Source organism: Kribbella sp. CCNWLW201 (assembly GCF_037203805.1).
In the GTDB taxonomy this organism is placed as follows: Bacteria; Actinomycetota; Actinomycetes; order Propionibacteriales; family Kribbellaceae; genus Kribbella.
The window spans coordinates 1,960,676-1,982,286 of record NZ_JBBCBQ010000001.1; the positions used below are offsets into that span (position 1 = coordinate 1,960,676).

Here is a 21,611-nt window from a genome sequence, read left to right on the forward strand (position 1 = left end):
GACGAGTCCGACAGCGGTGCGGGCCACCACCGGAGCCACCCGGGATCCGGCGCAGGTCCCCACGGGTTGTGGGGTGGTGCTGCACGCGCGCCGGGCCGCCTCGACCGCCGGCGGGCGGACTCAGAGGGGCCTGTGCCATGCACCCGCGACTGCTGGGTTACATCGAAAATTGATATAGTTTATGCGTGGCGTTAGATGTGGATCGGTTGGTGACGGTGATTGAGGACTTCAATGGGGTCTTCATTCGGTTGCCGGGGGTGCGGAAGTACAGTTTTTCGACGTTGTCGGTGTTGCACACGCTGGGGCGGAGCGGGCCGCTGCGGTTGACGGATCTGCTCAAGACCGAGCAGCTCAAGCAGCCGGCGTTGACCAGCCTGGTCGCGAAACTGGTGCAGGACGGTTTGATCAAACGGCGGCCGGATCCCACCGACGGCCGCGCGATGTTGCTGTCACTCACGCGCGAGGGTCGCCAGATCGTCCGGTCCCGGCACGCCAACCGGGTCGCGAACCTGACCCGCCTGGTCGACCAGTTGACCGACGACGAGCGCGCCGTACTCGCTGCCACGATGCACGTCCTGACCCGCCTGACCGAGATCGCCGCTGAAGATGCCTGAGGCAACCATGAACTTGGAACAGACCCCGATCCATGTGCCGGACGAGGTGCTCGACGACCTGCGTCGCCGGCTGACCTCGACCAAGTGGCCCCTTGACGTCGGCAACGACGACGGCTTCTACGGCGTACGTCGTACCGACCTGCAAGAACTCGTCGAGTACTGGGCCGACGGGTTTGACTGGCGCAAGGCCGAGCGGGCGATGAACGAGTACGAGCAGTACCGCGTCGACGTCGGCGGCGTACCGGTGCACTTCATGCGTAAGGCGGGTGTCGGGCCGGACCCGATCCCGCTGATCCTGAGTCACGGCTGGCCGTGGACGTTTTGGCACTGGTCGAAGGTGATCGATCCGCTTGCCGACCCCGGGTCGTACGGCGGTGATCCGGCCGATGCGTTCGACGTGATCGTGCCGTCGCTGCCCGGGTTCGGGTTCTCTACGCCGCTGACGGATCAGCCGGACATGAACTTCTGGAAGATCGCCGATGTCTGGCACGAGCTGATGACCGGAGTTCTCGGGTACGAGCGGTACGCGGCCGGCGGCTGTGATGTCGGCGCGCTCGTCACCGGACAACTCGGGCACAAGTACGCCGACGAGCTCTACGGGATCCACATCGGTTCGGGGCTGAAGCTCACGTTCTTCAACGGCGATCGGGCCTGGGATTTCTCTGGCGGTCATCCGATTCCGGCGGGCCTGCCGTCGATTGTCCACAATCGGATTGTCGAGCTGGACCGACGGTTCGCCTCCCACCTGGCGACCCACGTCCTCGACCCGAGCACCCTCGGCTTCGGCCTGGCCGACTCACCGGCCGGCATGCTCGCCTGGATGCTCGAGCGATGGATGAAGTGGTCGGACGGCGATCCATTCAGCAGAGACGACCTGCTCACACACGCCACGATCTACTGGGCCGGCGACGCGATCGACACCTCGATCCGCACGTACGCCAACAACAACCGCTACCCGTGGACCCCGTCGCACGACCGCCAGCCGGTCATCGAGGCCCCAACTGGCATCACCTTCGTCGGCTACGAGAACCCGCCCGGCGTCACCACACCCGACGAACGCATCCAGAACTTCCTCGCCAGCGACCGCGCCCCCTGGTACAACCACACCAACCTCACCGCCCACCCCACCGGCGGCCACTTCATCCCCTGGGAACTCCCCACCCAATGGACAGACGACCTCCGCCGCACCTTCCACTCCCTCCGCTGAACCCGCAAACCGGTCGGTCGCTCGCCACCTCCGCGCCATGCCTGAACCCGGTAGCCGGCCGCGGCTTCGCCGCATTCACACCCTGCGCTGAGGGCGTGGACAGACAAGCGCTGCACCCTGTCGAGCACCACGATCCGCCCCTGCGCGTCGACCACGACGCCGTACGTGCGTGCGCCGGATGTTCTTTCAGCTGAGGGCTTTGTTCCAGTCTTCGGCCCAGGTTTGTAGTGGGCGGAGCGCGGTGATGAGGTCTTTGCCGAGTGGAGTCAGGTAGTAGCCGTCGTCCTCGAGGTGGACGAGGTCTGCCTCCATCAGGGTGGCGAGGCGGGTGCTGAGGACACTGGAGGACATGCGTTCGCAGCGTCGCTGGAGTTCGCGGAAACCGAGCGCGTCGGCGCGCAGTTCCCAGATCACCCGCAGCGTCCATCGCTGCCCGAGCAGATCGAGCGCGGCCATGAGCGGCCGCCCGGTGGTCGATCCACGGACCGGTACACCTGGACGAGGGTGATCAGGCATCGCTGCTCCTTGCGCTTCTCTTTTCGAAGCATCATAGTGGTTCGAAATCCGAAGCACTCACGAGGTGACCATGCCCCGCATCGAACCGCTCGCCCCGCCGTACGCCGCCGACGTCGACGAAGCGCTCCGCAAGTGGATGCCACCCGGCGTGACCCAGGAACCCCTGGCCCTGTTCCGGCTGCTCGAGCGCCACCCCGCGCTGGCTTCCCGTATGCGCGTCCTCGGCGCCGGCCTGCTGGGTCACGGCGAACTTCCTGCCCTCGATCGCGAGATCGTCATCGCCCGGATCTGCGCCCTCTGCGATTGCCGCTACGAATGGACCGTTCACGCGGCCGCCTTCGCCGACCACGTCGGCCTGACCCCAGCCCAACTCCAAGCTACCGTCTCCGGCACCGCGGACTGGTCTCCGCGACACCAAGCCCTACTCGAAGCAGTCGACGAACTCCACAACACAGCCCGTCTCTCGGACTCGGCGTGGCATTCCCTCGCCGACCACTACAACGACCGCCAACTACTGGAACTCGTCGTCCTCACCGGCTGGTACCAAACCATCAGCTGCGTCGCGAACGCCGTACAACTCGACAACGAACCCTGGGCCGCGCACTACCCCAACTGACACCACTCCTGTCCAGACCCACTGGGCCTCCGATCTCGACGGCGGCCCGGTGATCGACGTGACGCCCAGCTACAGCGGGCACGCCGGCCCGTGGTCCAGGCAGAGGATCGCGCTGGGTCGAGCGCTTGTGTTGACTCACCCCTACGGTCGGCGCAGGGTGAGGTCAGGGGTTGCTTTCGCGGGTGCACTTCAGGGGTCGCGAGAGGCGAGGGAAAGGGGGACAGAGCGACCTTCGCCGAGGCGAGCCCGTGGACCCTCGTTCCTCACAGAGAGGAGAGGCTGATGACGCGTGATGAGATCCTCGCCCTCGACGACAAGGGCATGGCGGCATGGGACTCCCATGACACCGATGGATTCGCAGCACTGTTCGCCGATGACTTCACCTACACCGACGACAGCACGCCCGAACCGTTGCGGTCCAAGGACGACGTCCAGACCTACATGCAGGCCTGGTTCACCGCGTTCCCCGACATGCGAGTCACCGAGACCAACCGCGTCATCGGGGACGACTCGGTCGCGGCCGAAGTCGAGTTCACCGGCACCAACACCGGTCCGCTGTCGATGGGCGGCCAGGAACTGCCCGCGACCGGCCGCGCAGTGACCGGCCACGGAACGTACTTCGCCAGAGCAAAGGACGGCAGGATCACCGAGTTCCATGCCCACCCGGACGTCGCCGGCATGATGATGCAACTCGGCCTGATGCCCGGGTAGTAGGCCGGACCTGCACGCCACCCGGTCCCGACAACCAGTCAGGATGACGCCGCGACCCAGCGCCGAGAGCCGTCGGGTCGCGGCCTCATCCCAGCGCTGCGGGAGTCGACGCGCTGGGGGGTCGGAGGTGTCACGTGGCAGACGGTGGTGACCGGCCGCCCGTCTGGATCTGCCCACGGTGCGGCGCCCGGCTTGTCAGCCGCAACCTGTGGCACTCCTGCGGCCAACACACCCTGGAAGAACTGTTCGCTGGCGCCCGCCCGGGCGTCGTCGAGGTGGCCAAGGTGTACGTCGACATCCTCGCAGGCCTCGGCGACGTCCAGGTCATTGCACAGAAGTCACGCCTCGTGGCAGTCGCCCGCGTCCGGTTCGCCGGGCTGTACCCGCGCAAGACCGGTTTCCTGGCGGCATTCGCGCTCCACCGCTGGATCGACAGCCCGCGGATCGTGAAGACGGCCGACTACGGACCACGGTGGCGCGGCCACTTCATCCGCGTACAACAAACAGCCGACCTCGACGACGAGCTGAGACGTTGGTTGCAGGAGTCGCACGACACCGTCGGCCGCCAGGCCGATCTGCCGTGACGACGGCGCGGAATCCGTTGCCGACGGCATCTAATGCCCTGTTGCCCGGGGTCGTCTGAATGGCGACCGCATTGGCTCTCGACCGGGGCGTGGGGTGGACGTAGGCTGCTGGTGGCTGGTGGGAGACTGTGATGAACCAAGGGCTGCTGAACTCGTTGACGGATGCTGAGCGCCTGCTCGTGGCTGAGACCGAACGGGATGTGTTGAAGAGCCTCGACGAGGACGAACTGCTGGAGTTGCACCAGCGGATCCGGCGGGCTCGGACGAAGTACGTGAAGAACTACCGGCGAGGCGCCAGCGCGGCGGTCGCGCAGGTGGGTGGGCGAGGTAAGTCCTACCCCAAGAATCAACGGGACCGGGACAAGGCGGAGCTGTTCGAGTCGGTGCTGGCGCGGGTGAGCCGAGAGGTCGCGACGGCAGCCAAGCGCGCGTCGATGGAGCTTCGCAGCGAACGGATCGCAGCGGCGCGATCGACCGGCGGCGGCGGCGCCGTGGTGGCAGCCCCGGCCGCGGCCCGCGTCGATGGTCCCGCGCCGGCGGACAGCCCGCGGGCGCGCGCGACCAAAACCACCGGTGGGCTGAAGAAGGACGCGTCGTCGCGGGCCGCCGGCGCCCGTCGCCAAGCCAAGCGCGACGCCCGCTGACCATGTCAGGGCTCACCCGATTCGGGTGATCCGGGTGGTCGTGGGGTCGTGTCTGCTGGTCCTGCGGCAGCCTGGAGGTGGGGAGATGCGCAGAGTCGACCGTGCCCCACGGCTGTTCCGGAGGGGCGGACTGGCCAAGGCCATGGTGGTCGGTACGGCGTTGGTGGCGGCCGGACTGGCGTACGCCGTACTGGTTCCCAACGGCGCAGCGGGTGCGGATGGGCCGCAGTCTCAGCAGATCGAGGAAGGCCGGCGGCTGTTCGCGGTCGGCTGCTCGAGCTGCCATGGTCTGCACGCCGAAGGGAGCACGAACGGCGAAGGGCGGATGGCTGGTCCTTCGCTCATCGGCGTCGGCGCGGCCGCAGTCGACTTCCAGGTCAGCACGGGCCGGATGCCGGCCGTGCAGACCGGTGCCCAGGTGCCGCAGAAGCCTCCGGCGTACTCGGACCAGGAGATCGCGGCGTTGGCGGCGTACGTCGCCTCCCTCGGGCCGGGACCCGCAGTGCCGGCGGAGGAGGCGTACGACGTCAGCAACGCGACCCAGGAGGAGATCGTCCGGGGTGGCGAACTGTTCCGGACCAACTGCACGGCATGCCACAACTTCGCCGGTCGCGGTGGTGCGCTTCCGCACGGCCGGTACGCACCATCGCTGATGGAGACGACGCCGCGGAACATTTATCAGGCGATGCTGACCGGCCCTCAGCAGATGCCCGTCTTCTCCGATCAGGTGCTTGTTCCAGAGGACAAACGCGCAATCATCGCCTACCTCGTCAGCCTGCAGCAATCGAACGACCCGGGCGGCTTCGGACTGGGCCGGCTCGGGCCAGTGTCCGAAGGTCTGTGGGGATGGCTGGTCGGGATCGGTTTGCTGGTTGCCGTCGCGGTGTGGATCGGCGCCAAGGTTCCCCGGGCCGCACCACGGCACGGGCAAGCAGAACCCCAGCGCGGGCAAGCAAAGGATTGATTGCCACGTCACCTCTGCCGCGATCGGCACGAACCGGTTAGTCTCGATAATTTGGGACGCAGGAACGGCGAAGCGCAGAGCAGGGCACCTCGGCCAGGGAGGGGCGACGAGGGTGACCACCCCGACGCCAGACCAAGCGCGCGAGAAGTTCCAGCGCCCGGCCGGAGGGAGTGTCCCGCGACCTCCGCTGACGCTGGTCACTCGTGAGCGGTTGCACTCTGCTCTCGACCTCGGTGTGCGGGCTCCGCTGACGCTACTGATCGCGCCGGCCGGCACGGGCAAGACCGTCCTGCTGGCGGACTGGGTCGCGCGCCGCCGACAGGCGGGTGAGTCCGTGACCTGGGTGCCCGGGGAGTCGCCCGGCTCGCTGGGGCAAACTCTCCACGAGGCGGTCGGCACCGACCAGACGAGTCCGCCGGATCCGATCGTCGTCGACGACGCGCATCTGCTGCCGGCAGCCACTGTCGCCGACTTGTCCCAGGTTCTGAAGAAGGCGCCGCACGCGGTGCGACTCGTGCTGGCCAGCCGATACGACCTCCCGCTGCCGGTGTCCGAGCTCGGGTTGAGAGGCATGGCGCTGACCTTGCGGTCTGGCGATCTGCGCTTCAACGACGCCGAGGCCGCCGCGCTCGTGCAGGCACATGCCGACAAAGCCACTCCGGAAGACATCCTGCTGTTCCAGGAACGCACGGCTGGCTGGGCGGCAGCGCTGGTGCTCGCGGCCCGGACCCTCGCTGCCTCCGGGGTCGCCGCGTGGCCCGTCGTCAACCAGCGGCCGGTGCTCGACGTGTTGCTCGGTGAGAGCTTGAGCACCCTCGACGAGCGGGTACAGGCGATGCTGCTCAGCACCTTCGCGGCCACCACCGTGAGCGGGCCGCTGGCTGTGATCCTCAGCGGCGACAGCGATGCCGGTGCGATGCTTGCGGATCTCGCCGCCAACGGGCTGCTGGTGACGGCCTACGCCGACGGCCCCGACGGCACGCTGTATCGGTACCACCCACTGCTTGTCGAGCTGCTCCGGCGCCGGGCCGCCGGGAGTTCCGAGGACGCGCGGACCGTCGCCGCGGCGCACCGTCGGTCGGCGCTGTACTACGAGAACCACGGCGACGGCGGAACCGCACTGCGGAGCGCACTGGGCGCCGACGACCCAGCCCTGGTCGCCCGGATCCTGCTCGCGCGCGGGCCGGAGATCCTCGCCGCCGGCGATCTCGGTCTCGTCACGGCGGGTTTCGAGGCCCTCCCGGACGGCGATCTCGCGGCCCATCCCCACTTGATCGGCGTCCGAGGACTGCTGCGGCGCGTCTCCGGGGACATCGCCGGAGCAGTCATGGATGCGGCGTCGGCCGACGAGCTCGCCGGGCCGATGCATCGGCAGCCGGTGACACCGGACGACGACGCGTTGCGGGCGGACGCCGTACTGCTGCGGCTGTGGGAATCCCGCTACGGCTGGTACGACGTCCAGGCGGCGATCGGACGGGCGAGAGCCCTGCTGACGCTGGATCCGACGGATGGCGACGGCCGGCGACGCGCCGTACTCGCCCCCGAGCGGCGGGCCTGGTTGCTCATCGAGCTTGCGGCAGCGGAGACCTGGGCCGACGAACTCGATGCTGCCGTCAGCCATCTGGACGAGGCGCTCGTCACGGCAAGGATGGCCGGTCATACCCGGCTGGTCGCGGGTGGTCTCGCCCACCGTGCCGTCGTACATCATGTCCGTGGCCAGGTGCAGAGCGCGGCCCAGTCCGCGCAGGCCGCTCTCGACGTGGTCGGAGAACAAGGGCTGCCGCTGGAGTACGCCGTTCGGGCGCACGTCGTGATGGGATTCGCGGCGGTGAGCCAGCTGGATCTGGACAATGCGTGGCATTGGCACGAGCTGGTGGTCGCGACCGACGTGGCCGACTCGGACACGGTGGTCGCGGCATTGCGGGCGATCTTGCGATCCGTGCTCCTGATCGAGGCCGGCCGGCTCGACGAGGCGTTGACGGAACTCACCAGCGATCCCGCGGCGGCCGGCCGCCTGCCGTCGTTCCTGTCGCGGGACCTGGCCCTGTTGCGGTTCCGGCTGGCAATTCTGGTCGGGGACCAGGCCGGCGCCGATGCGCAGCTCCGGGAGCTCGACCGGACCGGTAACACGACCGAGGCCGAGCTGGCCCGGGCCATGCTCTCGATGCGTCGGGGCGACCTGCCGGCCACCGTGGCGATGATCGATCAGTTGCTCAACCGGCCGGACCTGTACCCTCCGATCGCGTCCACGGCGGCTTCGGTCCGCACCATCCTGCTGGCGCGGATGGGCGATCTACCGGCTGCCGATGCGTCGCTGGTCGACACCCTGAACCGGGTGGCGCCGCAGCGAATCCTGCACGCTCTCATCCCGGCCGGTGGCGAACCGGCGTTCCTCGACCAACTACGCAGGCACCTCGCGAGTCCGAACCCGCATCCGTTCGCCGCCTTCGCGCTCGACAAGCTGTCGGGTTACCCGGACGCATCAAGTGCGTCCGGCGGAATGACGCTGCTGGCGCGGACCAGGTCGGATGCGCACGTCTCGCCACCGCATCGCCTCGATGCCGTCGTCAACGGTGCGCGGATCCGGTTGACGGCCCGTGAGGCGGACGTGCTCGGGCAGCTCGCGCTCGGCAGCTCCTACACCGAGATCGCCGAGGCGCTGTACATCACTGAGAACACCGTCAAGACACACCTGATGTCGCTCTATCGCAAGCTCGGGGTGGAGAAGCGGTCCGCCGCTCTCCGGGTCGCCCGCACAGTCGGCCTGATCTGAGGTCGTGGACCGGCAACCCCGGTTCATCCCCCCGCCGTTCGCAGGTCACCCTAATCGGAGGAGGACGGCGGCTCGGCCGATTGATGGGATGGGGAGTTCAGCGCGGAACGGTGCCGCACGACCCCCAATGGAGGAACTCGACATGACCCATCTGGTGGTGCTCGGTCTGGACAGTCGTGAGGACGCGGAGCGTGTCATCCAGCTGACTGAGGAGCTGGCCAAGCAGCAGTTGTTGCAGCGCGAGGACGCCGCCTATGCCTACAAGGACGACAAGGGCAAGGTACGCATCCATCAGACCATGAGCCTGACCGGACCGGCGGCGGCCAGTGGCGCGCTGTGGGGCACGCTGATCGGCTTGATCTTCCTGAACCCGATCGCCGGTATGGCGGTCGGCGCGGCGAGCGGGGCGGTCGCGGGCAAGCTGACCGATGTCGGCATCAGCGACCAGCTGATCAAGGAGATCGGCCAGCAGTTGCACGAAGGCAAGGCGGCAGTGTTCCTGCTCGCGAGGTCGGCAACCGTCGACCGGGTGATCGACGCACTCAGGCCCTACGGTCCGACGGTCATCCAGACCAACCTGACCAAGGAACGCGAAGAGGAACTCGTTCAGGCCCTCCAGGCCTGACAGAGGAGCGCTCGTGAACACGACCCCCGACGACTTCGATCCGATTCCCTCGACCCGGCGCCGGGTGCCGGTCGGCGTCGCTTCGTTGAAGCAGGCGGAGGCGGAGGCGGACGCGCTCGCCGTACCGGTTGCGCTCGGGGCCGAGCCGCGGGCGGAACTCGGGACCGACACAGCCGGCCTGGCGTCCGCGGGATTCACCGGAGAGCGTGGCCAAACGCTCGTTCAAGCCCGCTCGGACGGCCCGGTCCGCGTGGCTGTGGGGACCGGTGCAGCCGATCAGGTCGACGCAACGCTCGCGCGCGATCTGGCGGCGGAGTTCGCCCGTGCCGTCCCGTGGCACAAGCGCCTCGCGATCGAGATCCCCTCCCGGGACGTGGGGATCTCCCCTGCCGATTTCGCCCAGGCGGTGACCGAAGGCGTGCTACTGGCCCGCTGGCGGTACTTCGTCGGCCGGGACGCTGACCGCGCACCGCTCGAGTCGCTGCTGGTGGTGGCGGCCGACGAGGACGCCGAAGAGGCCGGGATCGGAGTCGAACGCGGTCGTACCATCGCCGCGGCCTACTGCCTGGGCCGGGACCTGGCCAACTGCCCCGCCACCACATTGTCGGCGGCCCGGATGGCCGAGGTCGCCCTCGAGGTCGGTCCACCGGCGGGCCTCGAGGTCGAGGTTTTCGACAAGGACCAGCTGATCGAGCTGGGCTGCGGGGGTCTGCTAGGAGTCAACCGGGGAAGTGTGGAGCCGCCGCGGATGATCCGGCTCCGGTACCAGCCCGATGAACCCACCGGCCGGATCGCCCTGATCGGCAAGGGCGTCATGTACGACTCCGGCGGGATCAGCCTCAAGCCGAGCGACGAGTCGCACGCCCAGATGAAGAACGACATGACTGGCGCCGCCGCCGTACTCGCCTCGATGACGGCGTTGCAGGCCTTGGGATGTACGACGGCTGTCACCGGCTATCTGATGTGCACCGACAACATGCCGTCGGGGTCGGCGATGAAGCTCGGTGACGTGTTGAGGATGCGCAACGGTACGACGGTCGAGGTGCTGAACACGGATGCCGAAGGGCGTCTGGTGATGGCCGACGGACTGGCGATGGCAGCGGAGGAGCCGGTCGACGCGATCGTCGACATCGCGACGCTGACCGGTGCCTGCCTGCGAACCTTCGGTGTCGAGATCGCCGGCGTGATGGGGAACGACCCGGCCGTGGTGGAGCAGTTGAGGCGTGCGGGTGACGTCGTCGACGAGCCGGTCTGGGAGCTGCCACTGCACAGGTCGTACCGATCGCAGCTCGACTCGTCGATCGCCGATCTCACCAACATGGGCGGCGTGAACGCCGGATCCATCACCGCCGCGCTGTTCCTCGAGGAGTTCGTCGACGGCCATCCCTGGGCTCACGTCGACATCGCCGGCACGGCTCAGCTTCCGGCGGCCAGGACGTGGCGGAACAAGGGCGCGACCGGCTTCGGCACCAAGTTGCTGATCGAGTTCGCGCTCGAGTTCGCCCGTCCCAGCGACGGCAGTTCTCGGTCATGAGCACCGCCGCGGCCCCCGAGAAGCCGGTCAAGAAAGGCGGAATGCAACGGGTTCTCGACGGTATCGAGCGGGTCGGCAACAAGGTCCCGCACCCGGCCCTGATCTTCCTGGGGCTCATCGTCATCGTCATCGTGGTCTCCCAGATCCTGTCCTGGACCGGTGCGAGTGTGACCACCGAGGTCGCCGAGCCGGCGACGGTCGAGGTCGCTCCGGAGTACCCGCAAGGAACGAGTGTCGCCGGCAACGACGCACCCCCGGCGCCCGCCATACCGGACTACGAGGTGCACGAAGAGACGATCACCGCGGAGAGCCTGCTGGACGGCGACGGCATCCGGTTCATGTTCACCACGGCGGTGCAGAACTTCAACGACTTCGGTGTCGTCGCCGTCATCCTGGTCGCGATGATCGGGGTCGGCGTCGCCGAGGAAGCCGGACTGATCGCGGCGCTGATCCGCAAGATGGTGAAGGTGGCGCCCAAGGCCGCGATCACCTTCATCATCGTCCTGCTCGGCGGCATCTCCAGTGTCGCGTCCGACGCCGGTTATCTGGTCCTGATCCCGTTGGGGGCGGCCGCGTTCGCCTCGCTCGGCCGGCATCCGCTGGCCGGTATCGCGGCGGCGTACGCCGGAGTCAGCGCGGCCTTCTTCGTGAACATCCTGATCACCCCGGCCGACGGCATCATCACCGAGGTCACGAACGAGACGGTGGCGCTGGTCGCCCCCGACGTCAACCTCAACGTCACCCACAACTTCTACTTCAGCATCGCGGCGACACTGTTCTGCGCACTCGTCATGACGGTGATCACCGAGCGCATTCTCGAACCCAGGCTCGGCAAGTACGACCCGGCCGAGGCCCCGTCCGACGCTCCGGTCGATCATCAGCCCAGCGACGAGGAGATGGCGCTGGAGTCGCGCGGACTGCGGTGGTCCGTCTACTACCTGCTGGTCGCCGTCGCGATCGTCTCGGCGCTGACCTTCATCCCGGGAGCGCCGCTGCGCAACCCCGAGACCGGCGAGATCTTCGGGTCGTCGCCGTTCATGAGCAGTCTGCTCTTCATCATCTCGATGCTGTTCCTCGCGGCCGGCCTCGGGTACGGCCGGGGCGCGAAGTCGCTGACCGGCAGCACGAACGTCATCAACGCCATCGTGAAGACGTTCAACGGACTCGGCGGGCTGATCTTCCTGATGCTGCTGATCGCCCAGTTCATTGCCTACTTCAACTACACGAACATGTCGACGCTGGCCGCGACCGGGCTGGCGGACCTGCTCGAGCGGGCCGACATCGGCGCGCTGCCGTTGCTGATCGGGTTCATCCTGCTGGTCGTGATCATCGACCTGATCATGCCCGGGGTGATCCCGAAGTGGGCCATCCTGGCACCGATCTTCATCCCGCTGTTCTACCGGCTCGACATCGCGCCGCAGACCGTCATCGCGGCGTACCGGGTCGGCGACGGACCGGTCAACGTGATCACCCCGCTGATGGTCTACCTGCCGTTCATCGTGCTGGTCTGCCAGAAGTACCGCAAGACCGCCGGGATGGGCACCGTGGTGTCGATGATGCTGCCGTACACCTTCATCGTGCTGGTCACGTGGATGCTGTTCTACATCGCGTGGTACCTGATCGGGATCCCGTGGGGTCCGTCCGCACCAGTGCATCTGAGCCATGGATGACGGCACGCTGAGCCTGATCATTCTCGGGCTCGCCGTCGTCTTGTTCGTCTGGAACCGGCTGCCCGTCGACGTCGTCGCCGTACTGGTCGCCCTGGCCCTGTGGGCGAGTGGCGTGCTGGAGTTCACCGCCGTACTCGCGGGCTTCGGCGATCCGGTCGTGATCTTCATCGCCACGCTGTTCGTGGTCAGCGAGGGCGTCGACTCCACCGGGGTGACCGCGTGGGCGGGTCAGACGATCGTCAGGTACGCCGGAACCACCCGGGCCCGGCTGTTGATCGCTGTCACCAGTCTGTGTGCGGTGTTGTCGGCCCTGATCACGCTCAACGGAGCAGTCGCGGCACTCCTTCCGCTCGTGGTCATGCTCGCGGTCCGCGTCGGCCAACCGCCGTCGCGGATGCTGATGCCGCTGACGTTCGCTGGGAGCGCCGGATCCCTGCTGATGCTGACCGGCACGCCCGTCAACATCATCGTCTCGGACGCGGCCAGTGATGCCGGTGCGGGCGCCTTCCCGTTCTTCTCCTTCGCCGTGGTCGGTGTCCCGCTCGTCATCGGCACCATCGCCCTCTCGGTGCTGCTCGGTCCCAGACTGCTGCCCGCCGCCCGGCCGGCGCATCCGACCGCCGATCTTTCCTTGCACGCTCAGACGCTCGACATCCACTACGCACTGCCGAACGGCTTCTACCGGCTGCGCGTGCCGGAACCGTCGCCACTGCTCGGACTCGGGATCCACGACCTCGACCTCTCGCCGTACCCGGGGGTGGCGATCGTCGGCGTCCAGGACGGACGGGGACGGATCCGCGAGGACGCGGCCATCGATGTCGATGACGTGCTGGTGGTGACCGGGCCGTCGGAACAGGTGCGGAGTCTGACCGCCGACTCGTTGCTTGCGGTCAGCATGGAGCCGGCGCCGGTCGACAACCTGATGACCCGGGAAACCGGTGTGGTCGAGGTCGTCATCCCGCCGCGGTCGTCACTCGTCGGCGAGACCGTCTTCCCGGGAATGCACCGCGGGCGTGACCTGGTCATCATCGCCGTACAGCGGATGGGCAAGGACCGCGGCAGCAGGCACACCGAATTGCACGAAGGAGATGCGATCCTGGTGCACGGCCCGTGGCCGGCTCTCGACGAGCTCACCCGGGACCGGGACGTCCTGCTCGTGGACTCTCCGGAACTGGTACGGCGCCAAGCCGTGCCCTGGGGTCCGAAGGCGTCGATCGCTGTCGCCGTCCTCGCTGCGATGGTCGTCCTGCTCGCCACCGGCGCTGTCCCGCCCGCGATGGCGGGGCTGCTCGCCGCGACAGCGATGGTGCTGACGAGGGTCGTCGGACCGCGCCAGGCCTATCGCGCCATCTCCTGGGAGATCGTCGTACTGATCGGGTCCCTGATTCCGTTGTCGGCCGCGATCCGGTCCAGCGGCGGCGCGGACCGCATCGCCGACCTGATCATCGACGCGGTCGGACCGGGCCGGCCGTACTTGTTGCTGCTGGCCCTCTTCGTCCTGACCGCCGCCCTGGGGCAGATGGTCAGCAACACGGCGACGGTGCTGATCGTCGCGCCGATCGCGGTGGCGGCCGCCCAGGGGACCGGGACTTCCGTGCGTCCGGTCCTGATGCTGATCGCCGTCGCCGGGGCGGCATCGCTGCTGACTCCCATCTCCACGCCCGCGAACATGATGATCATGAGCCCGGCCGGATACCGCTTCGGCGACTACTGGAAGCTCGGTCTCGTGGTGATGGCGTGGTGGCTGCTCACGGCGCTGGTGATCGTCCCACTGGTCTGGCCGTTCTGACATGCCGACCGACCGGTACGTCTCTACCGGAGGCCTGCCCGAGGTACCCACCGTCGCCGGGCTGGTGCAAGCGGCGTACGAGAACTATCGCGACAGCGGCGACGGGGCGGTCACGGACGTGTATCCCGCACTGGCCCGGGTCGATCCGGACTCCTTCGGTGTCTGTGTCTCGGCGACCGACGGCCGGATGTTCGAGGCGGGCGACTCCCGGACGCCGTTCACCATCATGAGCGTCGCCAAGCCATTCGTGTTCGCGCTGGCGTGTCAGGCGGTCGGGGTCGATGCCGTCCGCACCCTGGTGGGCGTGAACGCGACCGGGTTGCCGTTCAACTCGGTGCAGGCGGTGGAACAATCCTCGGCCGGGCGGACCAATCCGATGGTGAATCCTGGGGCCATCGCCACGACCAGTCTGACGCCGGGCGGTTCACTGGAAGTCCGCTGGCGTTTCATCGTCGATGGTCTGTCCCGCTTCGCCGGCCGTGAGCTCTTCCTGGACCCGGACGTTCTCGCGTCGGCGCTGGCGACGAACCATCGCAACCGTGCCCTCGCCGCCCTGCTGCGCAGTGTCGGCGGTCTGTCCGGTGATCCTGAGGAGGCGACCGAGCTCTACACCAGGCAGAGCTGCCTCAGCGTCGCAGCGGCGGATCTGGCGGTGATGGGGGCCACGCTGGCGGACGGCGGCGTCTGCCCGGTGACGCAGCAGCGGGTGGTCGACCCGGACGTTGCCCGGGTGACACTCGCGGTGATGACGATCGCCGGCCTGTACGAAACCTCCGGTGACTGGCTGCTCGACGTCGGGGTTCCGGGCAAGAGCGGGATCGGTGGCGGGATCGTGACGGTCTCGCCCGGTAAGGGCGCGCTGGGAACCTTCGGGCCGCGGCTCGACCGGGCCGGCAACAGTGTCAAAGGCCAACTGGCTGCGCGGTTCCTCGCCCGCCAGCTCGGCTTCGACCTGCTCGCCTCGCAGCCGGTCCCGCCGGCCGGAGCTACGGAGCGGCCAGTGTGAGGGTGGTGGTGGCCGACGTACCCGCCCGCAGGTAGGTCAGCTCGAGGGTGTCTCCGACCGCGCGGGTCAGGGTCGCGACCACGATCTGCTCACTGCTGACCGCCGCTTCGTCGCCGATCTTCGTGATGATGTCGCCTGCCTTCATCCCGGCCTTCGCAGCAGGGCCGCCGGCGTCGACCGCGAGGACGAAAAGTCCGGTCGGCGTACCCGCTGCCTTGGCGACCGCGGGCGGTATCTCCTGGACCTGCAGCCCGGTCGTGGGGTGCCCAGGCTTCCCGGTGGCGACGAGTTGGTCGGCGATCGGCTTCGCCAGGTCCACCGGGATCGCGAAGCCGAGGCCGACGCTTCCGCCGCCGCTGACGCCGGAGGCATTCGGCACGGTGGCAATCGCGGCGTTGACTCCGACCAGGCGGCCCGCGCAGTCCACCAGTGCGCCACCGCTGTTGCCGGGATTGATGGCCGCATCGGTCTGGATGGCACCGATCAGATGGTGGGTCACCCCGTCACCCGGGACCGGGACATACCGATCCAACGCACTGACGATGCCGGAGGTGACCGTACTGGCGAGGCCGAGCGGAGCGCCGAGGGCGACGACGGGCTGACCGACCCGGAGTGATCCCGACGACCCGAGGCCGATCAGGGGATAGTTCTTCGCGGCGTCCGCGGCCTTGAGCACCGCCAGGTCGGTGCTGGGATCACGGCCGACGATCACGGCATCGGAGCTGTGGCCATCGCTGTACTGCACCGATACGTGGCCGCCCGCACCGGCAGCGACCGAGATGACGTGGTCGTTGGTGAGGACGTAACCGCCCTCCTTGAAGATCTGCCCGGACCCGGTCCCGGCCTGGGCACCGCGACGCGCCGAGATCGTCACGATCGAGGGCAGGACCTGGTCCGCCACCGGGGTCGCCGCGCACATCGCCGTACCCGCATCTGCCTGGCCTGTCGATGACGATGCGCCGGCCGTGCTTCCGTCGCGCTGCACGGCGACGAAGATCAGGGCCGTGACGAGTGCACCCGCGATCGCGCCTGCTGAGATCGCGACGGGCAGGCGGTGGGCAGACCCGAAGCGGCTCCGGCCGGCCGGAGGTGGTGTGGTTTCGCCGTCGGGCTGGACCATCTCGACCTCCTCCGGTCCGATCAGGAGTCGGAGCGCACCGATGGCAGGCCTTGCTCGACGCGCCCGTCGCCCTCCCGAGAATATGGTCGGTGTCCGTCCGGCATCTCACCCGATCCAGGTGACTCCGGTATCGACACGGCGCGGTCGAAGTACCGGTACACAACGGCCGCCGCGGCGACCGGCATCGCAAGGGCGAAGAGAATCGACGACACCAGGTCGATCAGCATGGGAGCCAGATCCGTCCCGAGCAGCAAGGTGATCCCGGCGACCGGCCCTGCCGCGAGGCCGAGCCCGACGATGATCGCCAGCGGGACAGCGGTTCGCCACCATCGGCCCCTGACCAGCATCCGGCTGCGCCTCAGCGCCGTACCTCCGGAGCAGCGCTCCGCCACCACGATGGGTACGGCGAACGCACGGCTGACCGCGTAGTAGACGGCCAACGGGATCGTCGTCACGAAGATCGTGAGGACGGCGATCACGACGACGTACTGCACGACCGCCCTGGTCAGTGACCTCCAGTTCGACACCACCTGACGCGCCATCAGCGCGGCTGTGACCGAGACGCCGCGGTCCAACTGGTCGAGTGTCGCCGCGACGGTCGCCAGCAGCGCGAAATACGTCGCAATGGTGAGGATCGTGACTGCCAGCGCGACCACGGATGCCCAGAATCCGGTCGCGCTTTCGGTCGGAGCACCAAGGTCGGTCGGTGCGTCATGTCTGGCCACCTGCAGCCTGGCGAGGGCGACCGTCACGAGGCTCAGGACGACGAAGGCCGCGGCGAAGCTTGCGAACAGGCCCGGTCGATACCGGAGCAACCGCAGCGCGGCACCGACCGCTTGGCCCCAGGCCCGCCGCTTCCGGGCGGGCAGCGGATCCGCATCGCTCCACCGCGTCCGGCTGGCCGCGAACCAGATCAGTATGACGAGCGCGGCGAGCACCAGGCCGAGCAGCCAGGTCCGGTCGAGAGTCTCCCGGACCAGATTCGATCCGGTCGCGACCGCCGTACAGAATGCGCCGGTACTGCTCGGCCCCAGCAACGTGCCGGCCGGCACGGTGGTGCTGTCGTCGCGCCAGTTCGTCTCGGCATCCTGGATGGGCGTGGTCCACGAGGTCTTCATGTTCGGCCCGGTCGGTCCGTCGAAGAAGGATCGTTGCCGTTCGCCCCATCGTCCCTCGAAGGCCAGCCACGGATACTGCTGCACGTAGTCGGCATGAGTCATCGGCACGTAGGCGATCCGCGGCCTCAGCTCGAGTCCTGGATTCGTCGTGTCGTCACACCCCAGTCCCTCCGAGCCACGACCGAGGTACAGGCGCCGGCCGAACTTGTTGGCGTGCGAACCCGCCGCCGGATAGACGACCGGATGAGTTCCGTCGACGATCTCCAGTTTGGCGTCGCCCCAGCGCGCTCGCTCGGCGCCGCCGTGCTGGCTGAACCCCACGGCGGTCGGGGCCACGGTCAGCGCGGCCGCAGGCGTTGCCGCCTCGAAGACGAGCCGAACCGATTCCCAGTCGCCTTCGTGGGTGTTGTTGTAGTCGTTGAACACGTAGAAGAACCAGTACTCCAACGAGATCGTCCCGGGGAACCCGGGGTCCGTGGCGACGTGGGCGTAGACGGTCGCCGGATGCGCGGCGTTGATGCGCGCCGACCACTCGGCATAGTCGCAGCCGGGACGCAGCGGATCGCCGGGAAAGTCCAGGGCATGGCCGGGGAATCCGAGGCCGAGGTCCTTCGCCTCCGGCTGCGGCTTGACCAGGTCGGGCGGCCGCCACGGTCCGCGGAGCGCAACCTGCTGATCGCCCAGTACGGCTTCGACATCGGTGGGCTGGAACTGCTCGCCGTTCGCGCAGTTCGACGAATCCTGCTGCAGTCTGACCACGGGAGCGTAGCGCTCGGCCAGCGTTTGCGCGGCGGTGTCGTCCGGGGACGCGGCCACGGCCTGATCGGACAGGCAGAGGAGCATCAGCGTGATCAGGCCGGACATCACCACCGGAAGAACTCCTCTCCCGGTCATGTCGACAGCATGCGCCCGTCGAAACGGTCCCGACACCATCCGACCCCGACCGGACGATGCCGGCGAGGTCACCCGATCCAGGTGATGCGTCCGGTCCTGACCGCTTGGGATGGTGGCCGTCTCCCGGAGTACGGCGATGCCGTCGTACTGGAGTGCAGCACGAGTGGAGACCCTGATGCCGGAGCAGGACGCCGATCATGTTCTCGGTCCGATCGACCTGCTGGTGGTCGAGATTCCGCCGGCCGGCCCGGGGCCACGAGGACTCGGCGCGCTGCTCGAACTTGCCGATCGGGATCTGGTCCGGATCCTCGACCTCGAGGTGGTGCGAAAGGGCGCCGACGGTGAGATGTCGCTGGTCCCGCCGGATGACGGCGCTATGGCCGAACTGTCGGCCCTGACGCCGTTCCTCGGCGCCTCCTCGGGGTTGCTGGACAGCGACGACATTCGCGAGGCCGGCGGCTTCCTCGAGCCCGGCACCCTGGGTGTCGTCGTCATCTACGAGAACGAGTGGATCGTGTCGATGGAGGCAGCGCTGCGGCGCGAAGGCGCCCGGCTGGCCGCAACGGGACGGATCCCGGCCGCGGATTTCGAGGCAGCACTCGAGGAGCCGCGGTGAGACTACTCGGGTCCGCAGCGCGAACGGCCGTCGTCGCCGGGGCGGCAGCCCGCGTCCACAGGCGCGTCGCGGCCAGGCAGCAGGGCGCCTGGGCAGCGTCGACCACAGCGCCTCCCCCACCCGCTTCGGAACGGTCGGTGCCGCGGCAACTGAAGGAACTCGGTGAGCTGCGAGAAAGCGGTGTACTCACGGATGCGGAGTTCGAGGCCGCGAAGGCCAAGATCCTGCACGCTCCTTGACCGTCTCGTCGCCTGAGAAGGGTGATGTCTCCCGGCGGCGGGCGCAGCAGAGTCGTGTCGACGGGCCGTGAAAGGGGCGTTCCCATGGGCCATTACGTCATCCGGGTCAAGGGGAACCTGTCGCGGGACCTGACGGACGCGTTCCCTTCCCTGGCGGCCGATCCGGAGCCGGCGCAGACCGTTCTGCACGGATTCCTCGCCGATCAGGCGGCGCTGGCCGGCATCCTCAACCACCTCGACATGTTGGGGGTGGACATCCTCGAGGTCATGCAGGTTCCTCCGACCCGGCCGCCGGGAGATGGCTGAGCTGCTGCCCGGGTACCCCAAGGGAGAGTGGTCAGGTTGTGGCCCGTCGTTGGTGCGGTTCTTCCGCAGGCGATGGCGATCGCCTTGAGCCCGGTGCCGATGGCCTGCATCGTGCTGGTGCTGATGTCCACCCGACCGGTCCGTGCCGGGCTGAGCTTTGCCGCCGGCTGGCTGGGTGCATTGGCGATCGCCATCGGGATCGTCGCGGGGTTCACCGACGCGGTCGCCGAGGACAACGAGGAAGCGGCGCGCAACGGCGTCGACCTCGTCCAACTGGGAATCGGCGTACTGTTCGCGATCCTCGCGGTCAGGTACTGGCGTCGGCGTCCGGAGCCCGGTGCGCCTCCACCTCGGCCGGCAGTTGTCGAGCGCATCGTGACACTCTCCGCGCCCGCACTGGTGCTGACGGGCGCCGCTGCCGTGGTGGCGAACGTCAAGAACCTTCCGCTGGTCCTGGGCGCCGGCGGCTACATCGGCGGAGCGGGCCTTGGTCCAGGGGCGGTGATCGGTGCCGCGGCCGTCTTCGTCACGGCGGCCTCGCTGACAGTTCTCGTTCCACTGCTGGCGGTCGTCGTCATCGGAGCGGAGAATTCCACGCCGACCCTGAAAGCGCTCGAGACCTGGCTCCTGACCAACCTGAACACGATCACCATCGTTCTCCTGCTCGTGCTCGCCGCCGTCATGACCGGCAACGGCCTCGACCTCTTCCGATGAGCTTCCCATGAGGTGGCCGACGATGGGGCTAGCCGGCGATGGCGCTAGCCGGCGAACATCTCGCGCAGCGCCGCCTCCTGCTCGCTCGACAGGTTCGACTCGATCAGCTGTGGTCTCCGCAGCCCGGTCGCCTCGAAGGTGGCCTTCACCTTGTCCTGTACAACGTCACTCGTCACCAGGAACAGTGCCGACGTACCGGGAGTGAGCTGCTCGCGAACGGCTTTGAGGAAATCGTCGTCGATCCCCACATCGGCCAGCGATCCAGCGATGGCGCCTGACGCGGCACCGATGGCAGCACCGGCAAGCGGCGTCAGAAAGATCGTGCCGAAGAGCATTCCCCAGAACATGCCACCGATCGCGCCGGCCCCGGTCAGACTGCGCAACTGCCGCGTCTTGGGCCGCCTGGTCTCCGGCTGCCACGACACCGACGCAGCATCATGCACCTTGATCAGATCCTGCTTCGCCAATGCCTCCAGGGTCCCGATCGCTTGATTGGCCCCATCCCAACTACCGAACTTCCACACCGTCAGAGTCGACACCGCCCACTCCCCTCGAGCCGCCCCCGATCCCTCCAACCCTGCGACCGCCCCAGCCGCGTCGCCTCACCCCGACCGGGTGATCCCCCCAGGGGGCGCTACATCCCGGCCACGCTCGCGGCCTCCTTTGCCAGGTGGGTGACTTGGGTCGGGGTCACGTCGTCGTTGACGTCGACTACGCCGACTCGGGTGCCTACGGAGAAGACGATGTATCCGCCGGCGGCTGCGTCGGAGTCGTACGCGGGGAAGTAGACGACCTTTCGGCTCGAGCTCGATTGCACGGTGATCGGGTCGCCGTAGCCGAAGTCGCCTCCGGAGACTGCGGCGCATTCGTCGACCAGCTTGACGATCTCGGCTGCCGTGGCTCTCGCCTCGCCTGTGGATTGCGTCTGGGCCACCTGTTCGACGACGTGCAAACCACCGTCCCCGACGAGCTTCGAGCCGATCCTCGTCACGCCTCGGCCCGGCAGGACGTCGGCGAATTTCGTCGTACCCGTGCACGGGCCCAGGGTCTGCGCCGAGTTCAGGGCGACTCGGGTGAACGCATGTCCGGTCACGTCGAAGTAGAGACGTTCGCGGATGACGTTCTCCTCGGAGAGAGCGTCGTACGGCGTCTGCGCGCTCGACTTCGGCGTGACGGTCACGGCCGGCTTGCTGCTCGGGGTGGCGGAACCGCCGATCTGGCTGGTCTCGCCGGTGGCCGACGCCAGCCCAGGCATCTGCTGGGCGGCGACCAGCGCTCCGGCCACCACGGCTGCGACCGAGACACCCACCACGACGCCGACCCTCTTCATATTGCGCTTCATCTCTGCACT

Annotated in this window: 22 protein-coding genes; 17 read left to right on the forward strand and 5 right to left on the reverse strand. The window is 68.1% G+C overall.

Annotated elements, in window-relative coordinates; translation table 11 throughout:
- Window positions 1-185 precede the first annotated feature (185 nt).
- Window positions 186-614, forward strand: coding sequence for a MarR family transcriptional regulator (locus tag V9K99_RS09520; RefSeq protein ID WP_337002406.1), 429 nt, complete (start codon window positions 186-188; stop codon window positions 612-614).
- Between the two features lie 7 nt (window positions 615-621).
- Window positions 622-1,821 (forward strand): epoxide hydrolase family protein, encoded by a 1,200-nt coding sequence (locus V9K99_RS09525; RefSeq protein ID WP_337002403.1) that lies wholly within the window; start codon window positions 622-624, stop codon window positions 1,819-1,821.
- A gap of 186 nt (window positions 1,822-2,007) precedes the next feature.
- Here the strand turns inward: V9K99_RS09525 and V9K99_RS09530 are convergent, their stop codons facing one another.
- Window positions 2,008-2,337: a winged helix-turn-helix transcriptional regulator gene (locus V9K99_RS09530; RefSeq protein WP_337002401.1), complete on the reverse strand. Its 330-nt coding sequence runs from the start codon at window positions 2,335-2,337 to the stop codon at window positions 2,008-2,010.
- A 70-nt stretch (window positions 2,338-2,407) separates the two neighbouring features.
- Between V9K99_RS09530 and V9K99_RS09535 the strand changes: the two genes are divergently transcribed.
- From V9K99_RS09535 to glsA, 11 genes are all read left to right on the forward strand, one after another.
- The gene (locus tag V9K99_RS09535) at window positions 2,408-2,953 is read left to right on the forward strand and encodes a carboxymuconolactone decarboxylase family protein (RefSeq protein WP_337002399.1); all 546 of its coding nucleotides are present in this window, start codon (window positions 2,408-2,410) and stop codon (window positions 2,951-2,953) included.
- A gap of 282 nt (window positions 2,954-3,235) precedes the next feature.
- A complete protein-coding gene (locus tag V9K99_RS09540) occupies window positions 3,236-3,664 on the forward strand; it encodes an ester cyclase (RefSeq protein ID WP_337002397.1) in 429 nt (142 codons plus the stop codon).
- Between the two features lie 134 nt (window positions 3,665-3,798).
- A complete protein-coding gene (locus tag V9K99_RS09545; protein WP_337002395.1) occupies window positions 3,799-4,248 on the forward strand; it encodes a hypothetical protein in 450 nt (149 codons plus the stop codon).
- 131 nt (window positions 4,249-4,379) lie between these two features.
- Window positions 4,380-4,892, forward strand: coding sequence for a hypothetical protein (locus V9K99_RS09550; RefSeq protein WP_337002393.1), 513 nt, complete (start codon window positions 4,380-4,382; stop codon window positions 4,890-4,892).
- Between the two features lie 85 nt (window positions 4,893-4,977).
- Window positions 4,978-5,856: a cytochrome bc1 complex diheme cytochrome c subunit gene (qcrC, locus tag V9K99_RS09555; RefSeq protein WP_337002391.1), complete on the forward strand. Its 879-nt coding sequence runs from the start codon at window positions 4,978-4,980 to the stop codon at window positions 5,854-5,856.
- 112 nt (window positions 5,857-5,968) lie between these two features.
- Complete coding sequence (locus tag V9K99_RS09560) at window positions 5,969-8,629, forward strand: LuxR C-terminal-related transcriptional regulator (protein WP_337002389.1); 2,661 nt, start codon at window positions 5,969-5,971, stop codon at window positions 8,627-8,629.
- A gap of 142 nt (window positions 8,630-8,771) precedes the next feature.
- Complete coding sequence (locus tag V9K99_RS09565; RefSeq protein ID WP_337002387.1) at window positions 8,772-9,254, forward strand: DUF1269 domain-containing protein; 483 nt, start codon at window positions 8,772-8,774, stop codon at window positions 9,252-9,254.
- 13 nt (window positions 9,255-9,267) lie between these two features.
- Entirely contained in the window at window positions 9,268-10,788 is a 1,521-nt protein-coding gene (locus V9K99_RS09570; protein WP_337002385.1) for a leucyl aminopeptidase family protein, read from the forward strand.
- Window positions 10,785-12,458, forward strand: a complete 1,674-nt coding sequence (locus V9K99_RS09575; protein ID WP_337002383.1) for an AbgT family transporter — start codon at window positions 10,785-10,787, stop codon at window positions 12,456-12,458. The genes V9K99_RS09570 and V9K99_RS09575 overlap by 4 nt, the downstream gene beginning before the upstream one ends.
- Window positions 12,451-14,247: an SLC13 family permease gene (locus V9K99_RS09580; RefSeq protein ID WP_337002381.1), complete on the forward strand. Its 1,797-nt coding sequence runs from the start codon at window positions 12,451-12,453 to the stop codon at window positions 14,245-14,247. The genes V9K99_RS09575 and V9K99_RS09580 overlap by 8 nt, the downstream gene beginning before the upstream one ends.
- 1 nt (window position 14,248) lies before the next feature.
- Window positions 14,249-15,253, forward strand: a complete 1,005-nt coding sequence (gene glsA / locus V9K99_RS09585) for a glutaminase A (RefSeq protein WP_337002379.1) — start codon at window positions 14,249-14,251, stop codon at window positions 15,251-15,253.
- On the opposite strand, the gene V9K99_RS09590 is transcribed toward glsA, so the two are convergent.
- Both V9K99_RS09590 and V9K99_RS09595 read right to left on the reverse strand, forming a co-directional pair.
- Window positions 15,234-16,373 (reverse strand): S1C family serine protease, encoded by a 1,140-nt coding sequence (locus tag V9K99_RS09590; protein WP_337002378.1) that lies wholly within the window; start codon window positions 16,371-16,373, stop codon window positions 15,234-15,236. The genes glsA and V9K99_RS09590 overlap by 20 nt on opposite strands.
- A gap of 20 nt (window positions 16,374-16,393) precedes the next feature.
- On the reverse strand, window positions 16,394-18,385 hold the full coding sequence (locus V9K99_RS09595; RefSeq protein WP_337002376.1) for a hypothetical protein: 1,992 nt from the start codon (window positions 18,383-18,385) through the stop codon (window positions 16,394-16,396).
- A gap of 175 nt (window positions 18,386-18,560) precedes the next feature.
- Between V9K99_RS09595 and V9K99_RS09600 the strand changes: the two genes are divergently transcribed.
- The 4 genes from V9K99_RS09600 (at window position 18,561) to V9K99_RS09615 (ending at window position 20,260) form a co-directional block, all read left to right on the forward strand.
- Window positions 18,561-19,001: a DUF6325 family protein gene (locus tag V9K99_RS09600; protein ID WP_337322888.1), complete on the forward strand. Its 441-nt coding sequence runs from the start codon at window positions 18,561-18,563 to the stop codon at window positions 18,999-19,001.
- The gene (locus V9K99_RS09605) at window positions 18,998-19,240 is read left to right on the forward strand and encodes an SHOCT domain-containing protein (RefSeq protein WP_337002372.1); all 243 of its coding nucleotides are present in this window, start codon (window positions 18,998-19,000) and stop codon (window positions 19,238-19,240) included. Before V9K99_RS09600 ends, V9K99_RS09605 begins: the two co-directional genes overlap by 4 nt.
- Before the next feature lie 84 nt (window positions 19,241-19,324).
- Window positions 19,325-19,546, forward strand: a complete 222-nt coding sequence (locus V9K99_RS09610; protein ID WP_337002370.1) for a hypothetical protein — start codon at window positions 19,325-19,327, stop codon at window positions 19,544-19,546.
- A 36-nt stretch (window positions 19,547-19,582) separates the two neighbouring features.
- The gene (locus V9K99_RS09615) at window positions 19,583-20,260 is read left to right on the forward strand and encodes a GAP family protein (RefSeq protein WP_337002368.1); all 678 of its coding nucleotides are present in this window, start codon (window positions 19,583-19,585) and stop codon (window positions 20,258-20,260) included.
- A 44-nt stretch (window positions 20,261-20,304) separates the two neighbouring features.
- On the opposite strand, the gene V9K99_RS09620 is transcribed toward V9K99_RS09615, so the two are convergent.
- Both V9K99_RS09620 and V9K99_RS09625 read right to left on the reverse strand, forming a co-directional pair.
- On the reverse strand, window positions 20,305-20,799 hold the full coding sequence (locus V9K99_RS09620; RefSeq protein ID WP_337002366.1) for a DUF1269 domain-containing protein: 495 nt from the start codon (window positions 20,797-20,799) through the stop codon (window positions 20,305-20,307).
- Between the two features lie 95 nt (window positions 20,800-20,894).
- Window positions 20,895-21,602 carry a hypothetical protein gene (locus tag V9K99_RS09625; RefSeq protein ID WP_337002364.1) on the reverse strand — a complete coding sequence of 236 codons (708 nt, stop codon included), beginning with the start codon at window positions 21,600-21,602 and terminating at the stop codon, window positions 20,895-20,897.
- Between the last annotated feature and the right edge of the window lie 9 nt (window positions 21,603-21,611).

Coding starts and splice junctions, on each gene's coding strand:
- V9K99_RS09525 (WP_337002403.1), top strand. CDS start 622: ATGAACTTGGAACAGACCCCGATCCATGTGCCGGACGAGGTGCTCGAC.
- V9K99_RS09530 (WP_337002401.1), bottom strand. CDS start 2,337: ATGCCTGATCACCCTCGTCCAGGTGTACCGGTCCGTGGATCGACCACC.
- V9K99_RS09535 (WP_337002399.1), top strand. CDS start 2,408: ATGCCCCGCATCGAACCGCTCGCCCCGCCGTACGCCGCCGACGTCGAC.
- V9K99_RS09540 (WP_337002397.1), top strand. CDS start 3,236: ATGACGCGTGATGAGATCCTCGCCCTCGACGACAAGGGCATGGCGGCA.
- V9K99_RS09550 (WP_337002393.1), top strand. CDS start 4,380: ATGAACCAAGGGCTGCTGAACTCGTTGACGGATGCTGAGCGCCTGCTC.
- qcrC (WP_337002391.1), top strand. CDS start 4,978: ATGCGCAGAGTCGACCGTGCCCCACGGCTGTTCCGGAGGGGCGGACTG.
- V9K99_RS09565 (WP_337002387.1), top strand. CDS start 8,772: ATGACCCATCTGGTGGTGCTCGGTCTGGACAGTCGTGAGGACGCGGAG.
- V9K99_RS09575 (WP_337002383.1), top strand. CDS start 10,785: ATGAGCACCGCCGCGGCCCCCGAGAAGCCGGTCAAGAAAGGCGGAATG.
- V9K99_RS09580 (WP_337002381.1), top strand. CDS start 12,451: ATGGATGACGGCACGCTGAGCCTGATCATTCTCGGGCTCGCCGTCGTC.
- glsA (WP_337002379.1), top strand. CDS start 14,249: ATGCCGACCGACCGGTACGTCTCTACCGGAGGCCTGCCCGAGGTACCC.
- V9K99_RS09590 (WP_337002378.1), bottom strand. CDS start 16,373: ATGGTCCAGCCCGACGGCGAAACCACACCACCTCCGGCCGGCCGGAGC.
- V9K99_RS09595 (WP_337002376.1), bottom strand. CDS start 18,385: ATGACCGGGAGAGGAGTTCTTCCGGTGGTGATGTCCGGCCTGATCACG.
- V9K99_RS09600 (WP_337322888.1), top strand. CDS start 18,561: ATGCCGGAGCAGGACGCCGATCATGTTCTCGGTCCGATCGACCTGCTG.
- V9K99_RS09610 (WP_337002370.1), top strand. CDS start 19,325: ATGGGCCATTACGTCATCCGGGTCAAGGGGAACCTGTCGCGGGACCTG.
- V9K99_RS09625 (WP_337002364.1), bottom strand. CDS start 21,602: ATGAAGCGCAATATGAAGAGGGTCGGCGTCGTGGTGGGTGTCTCGGTC.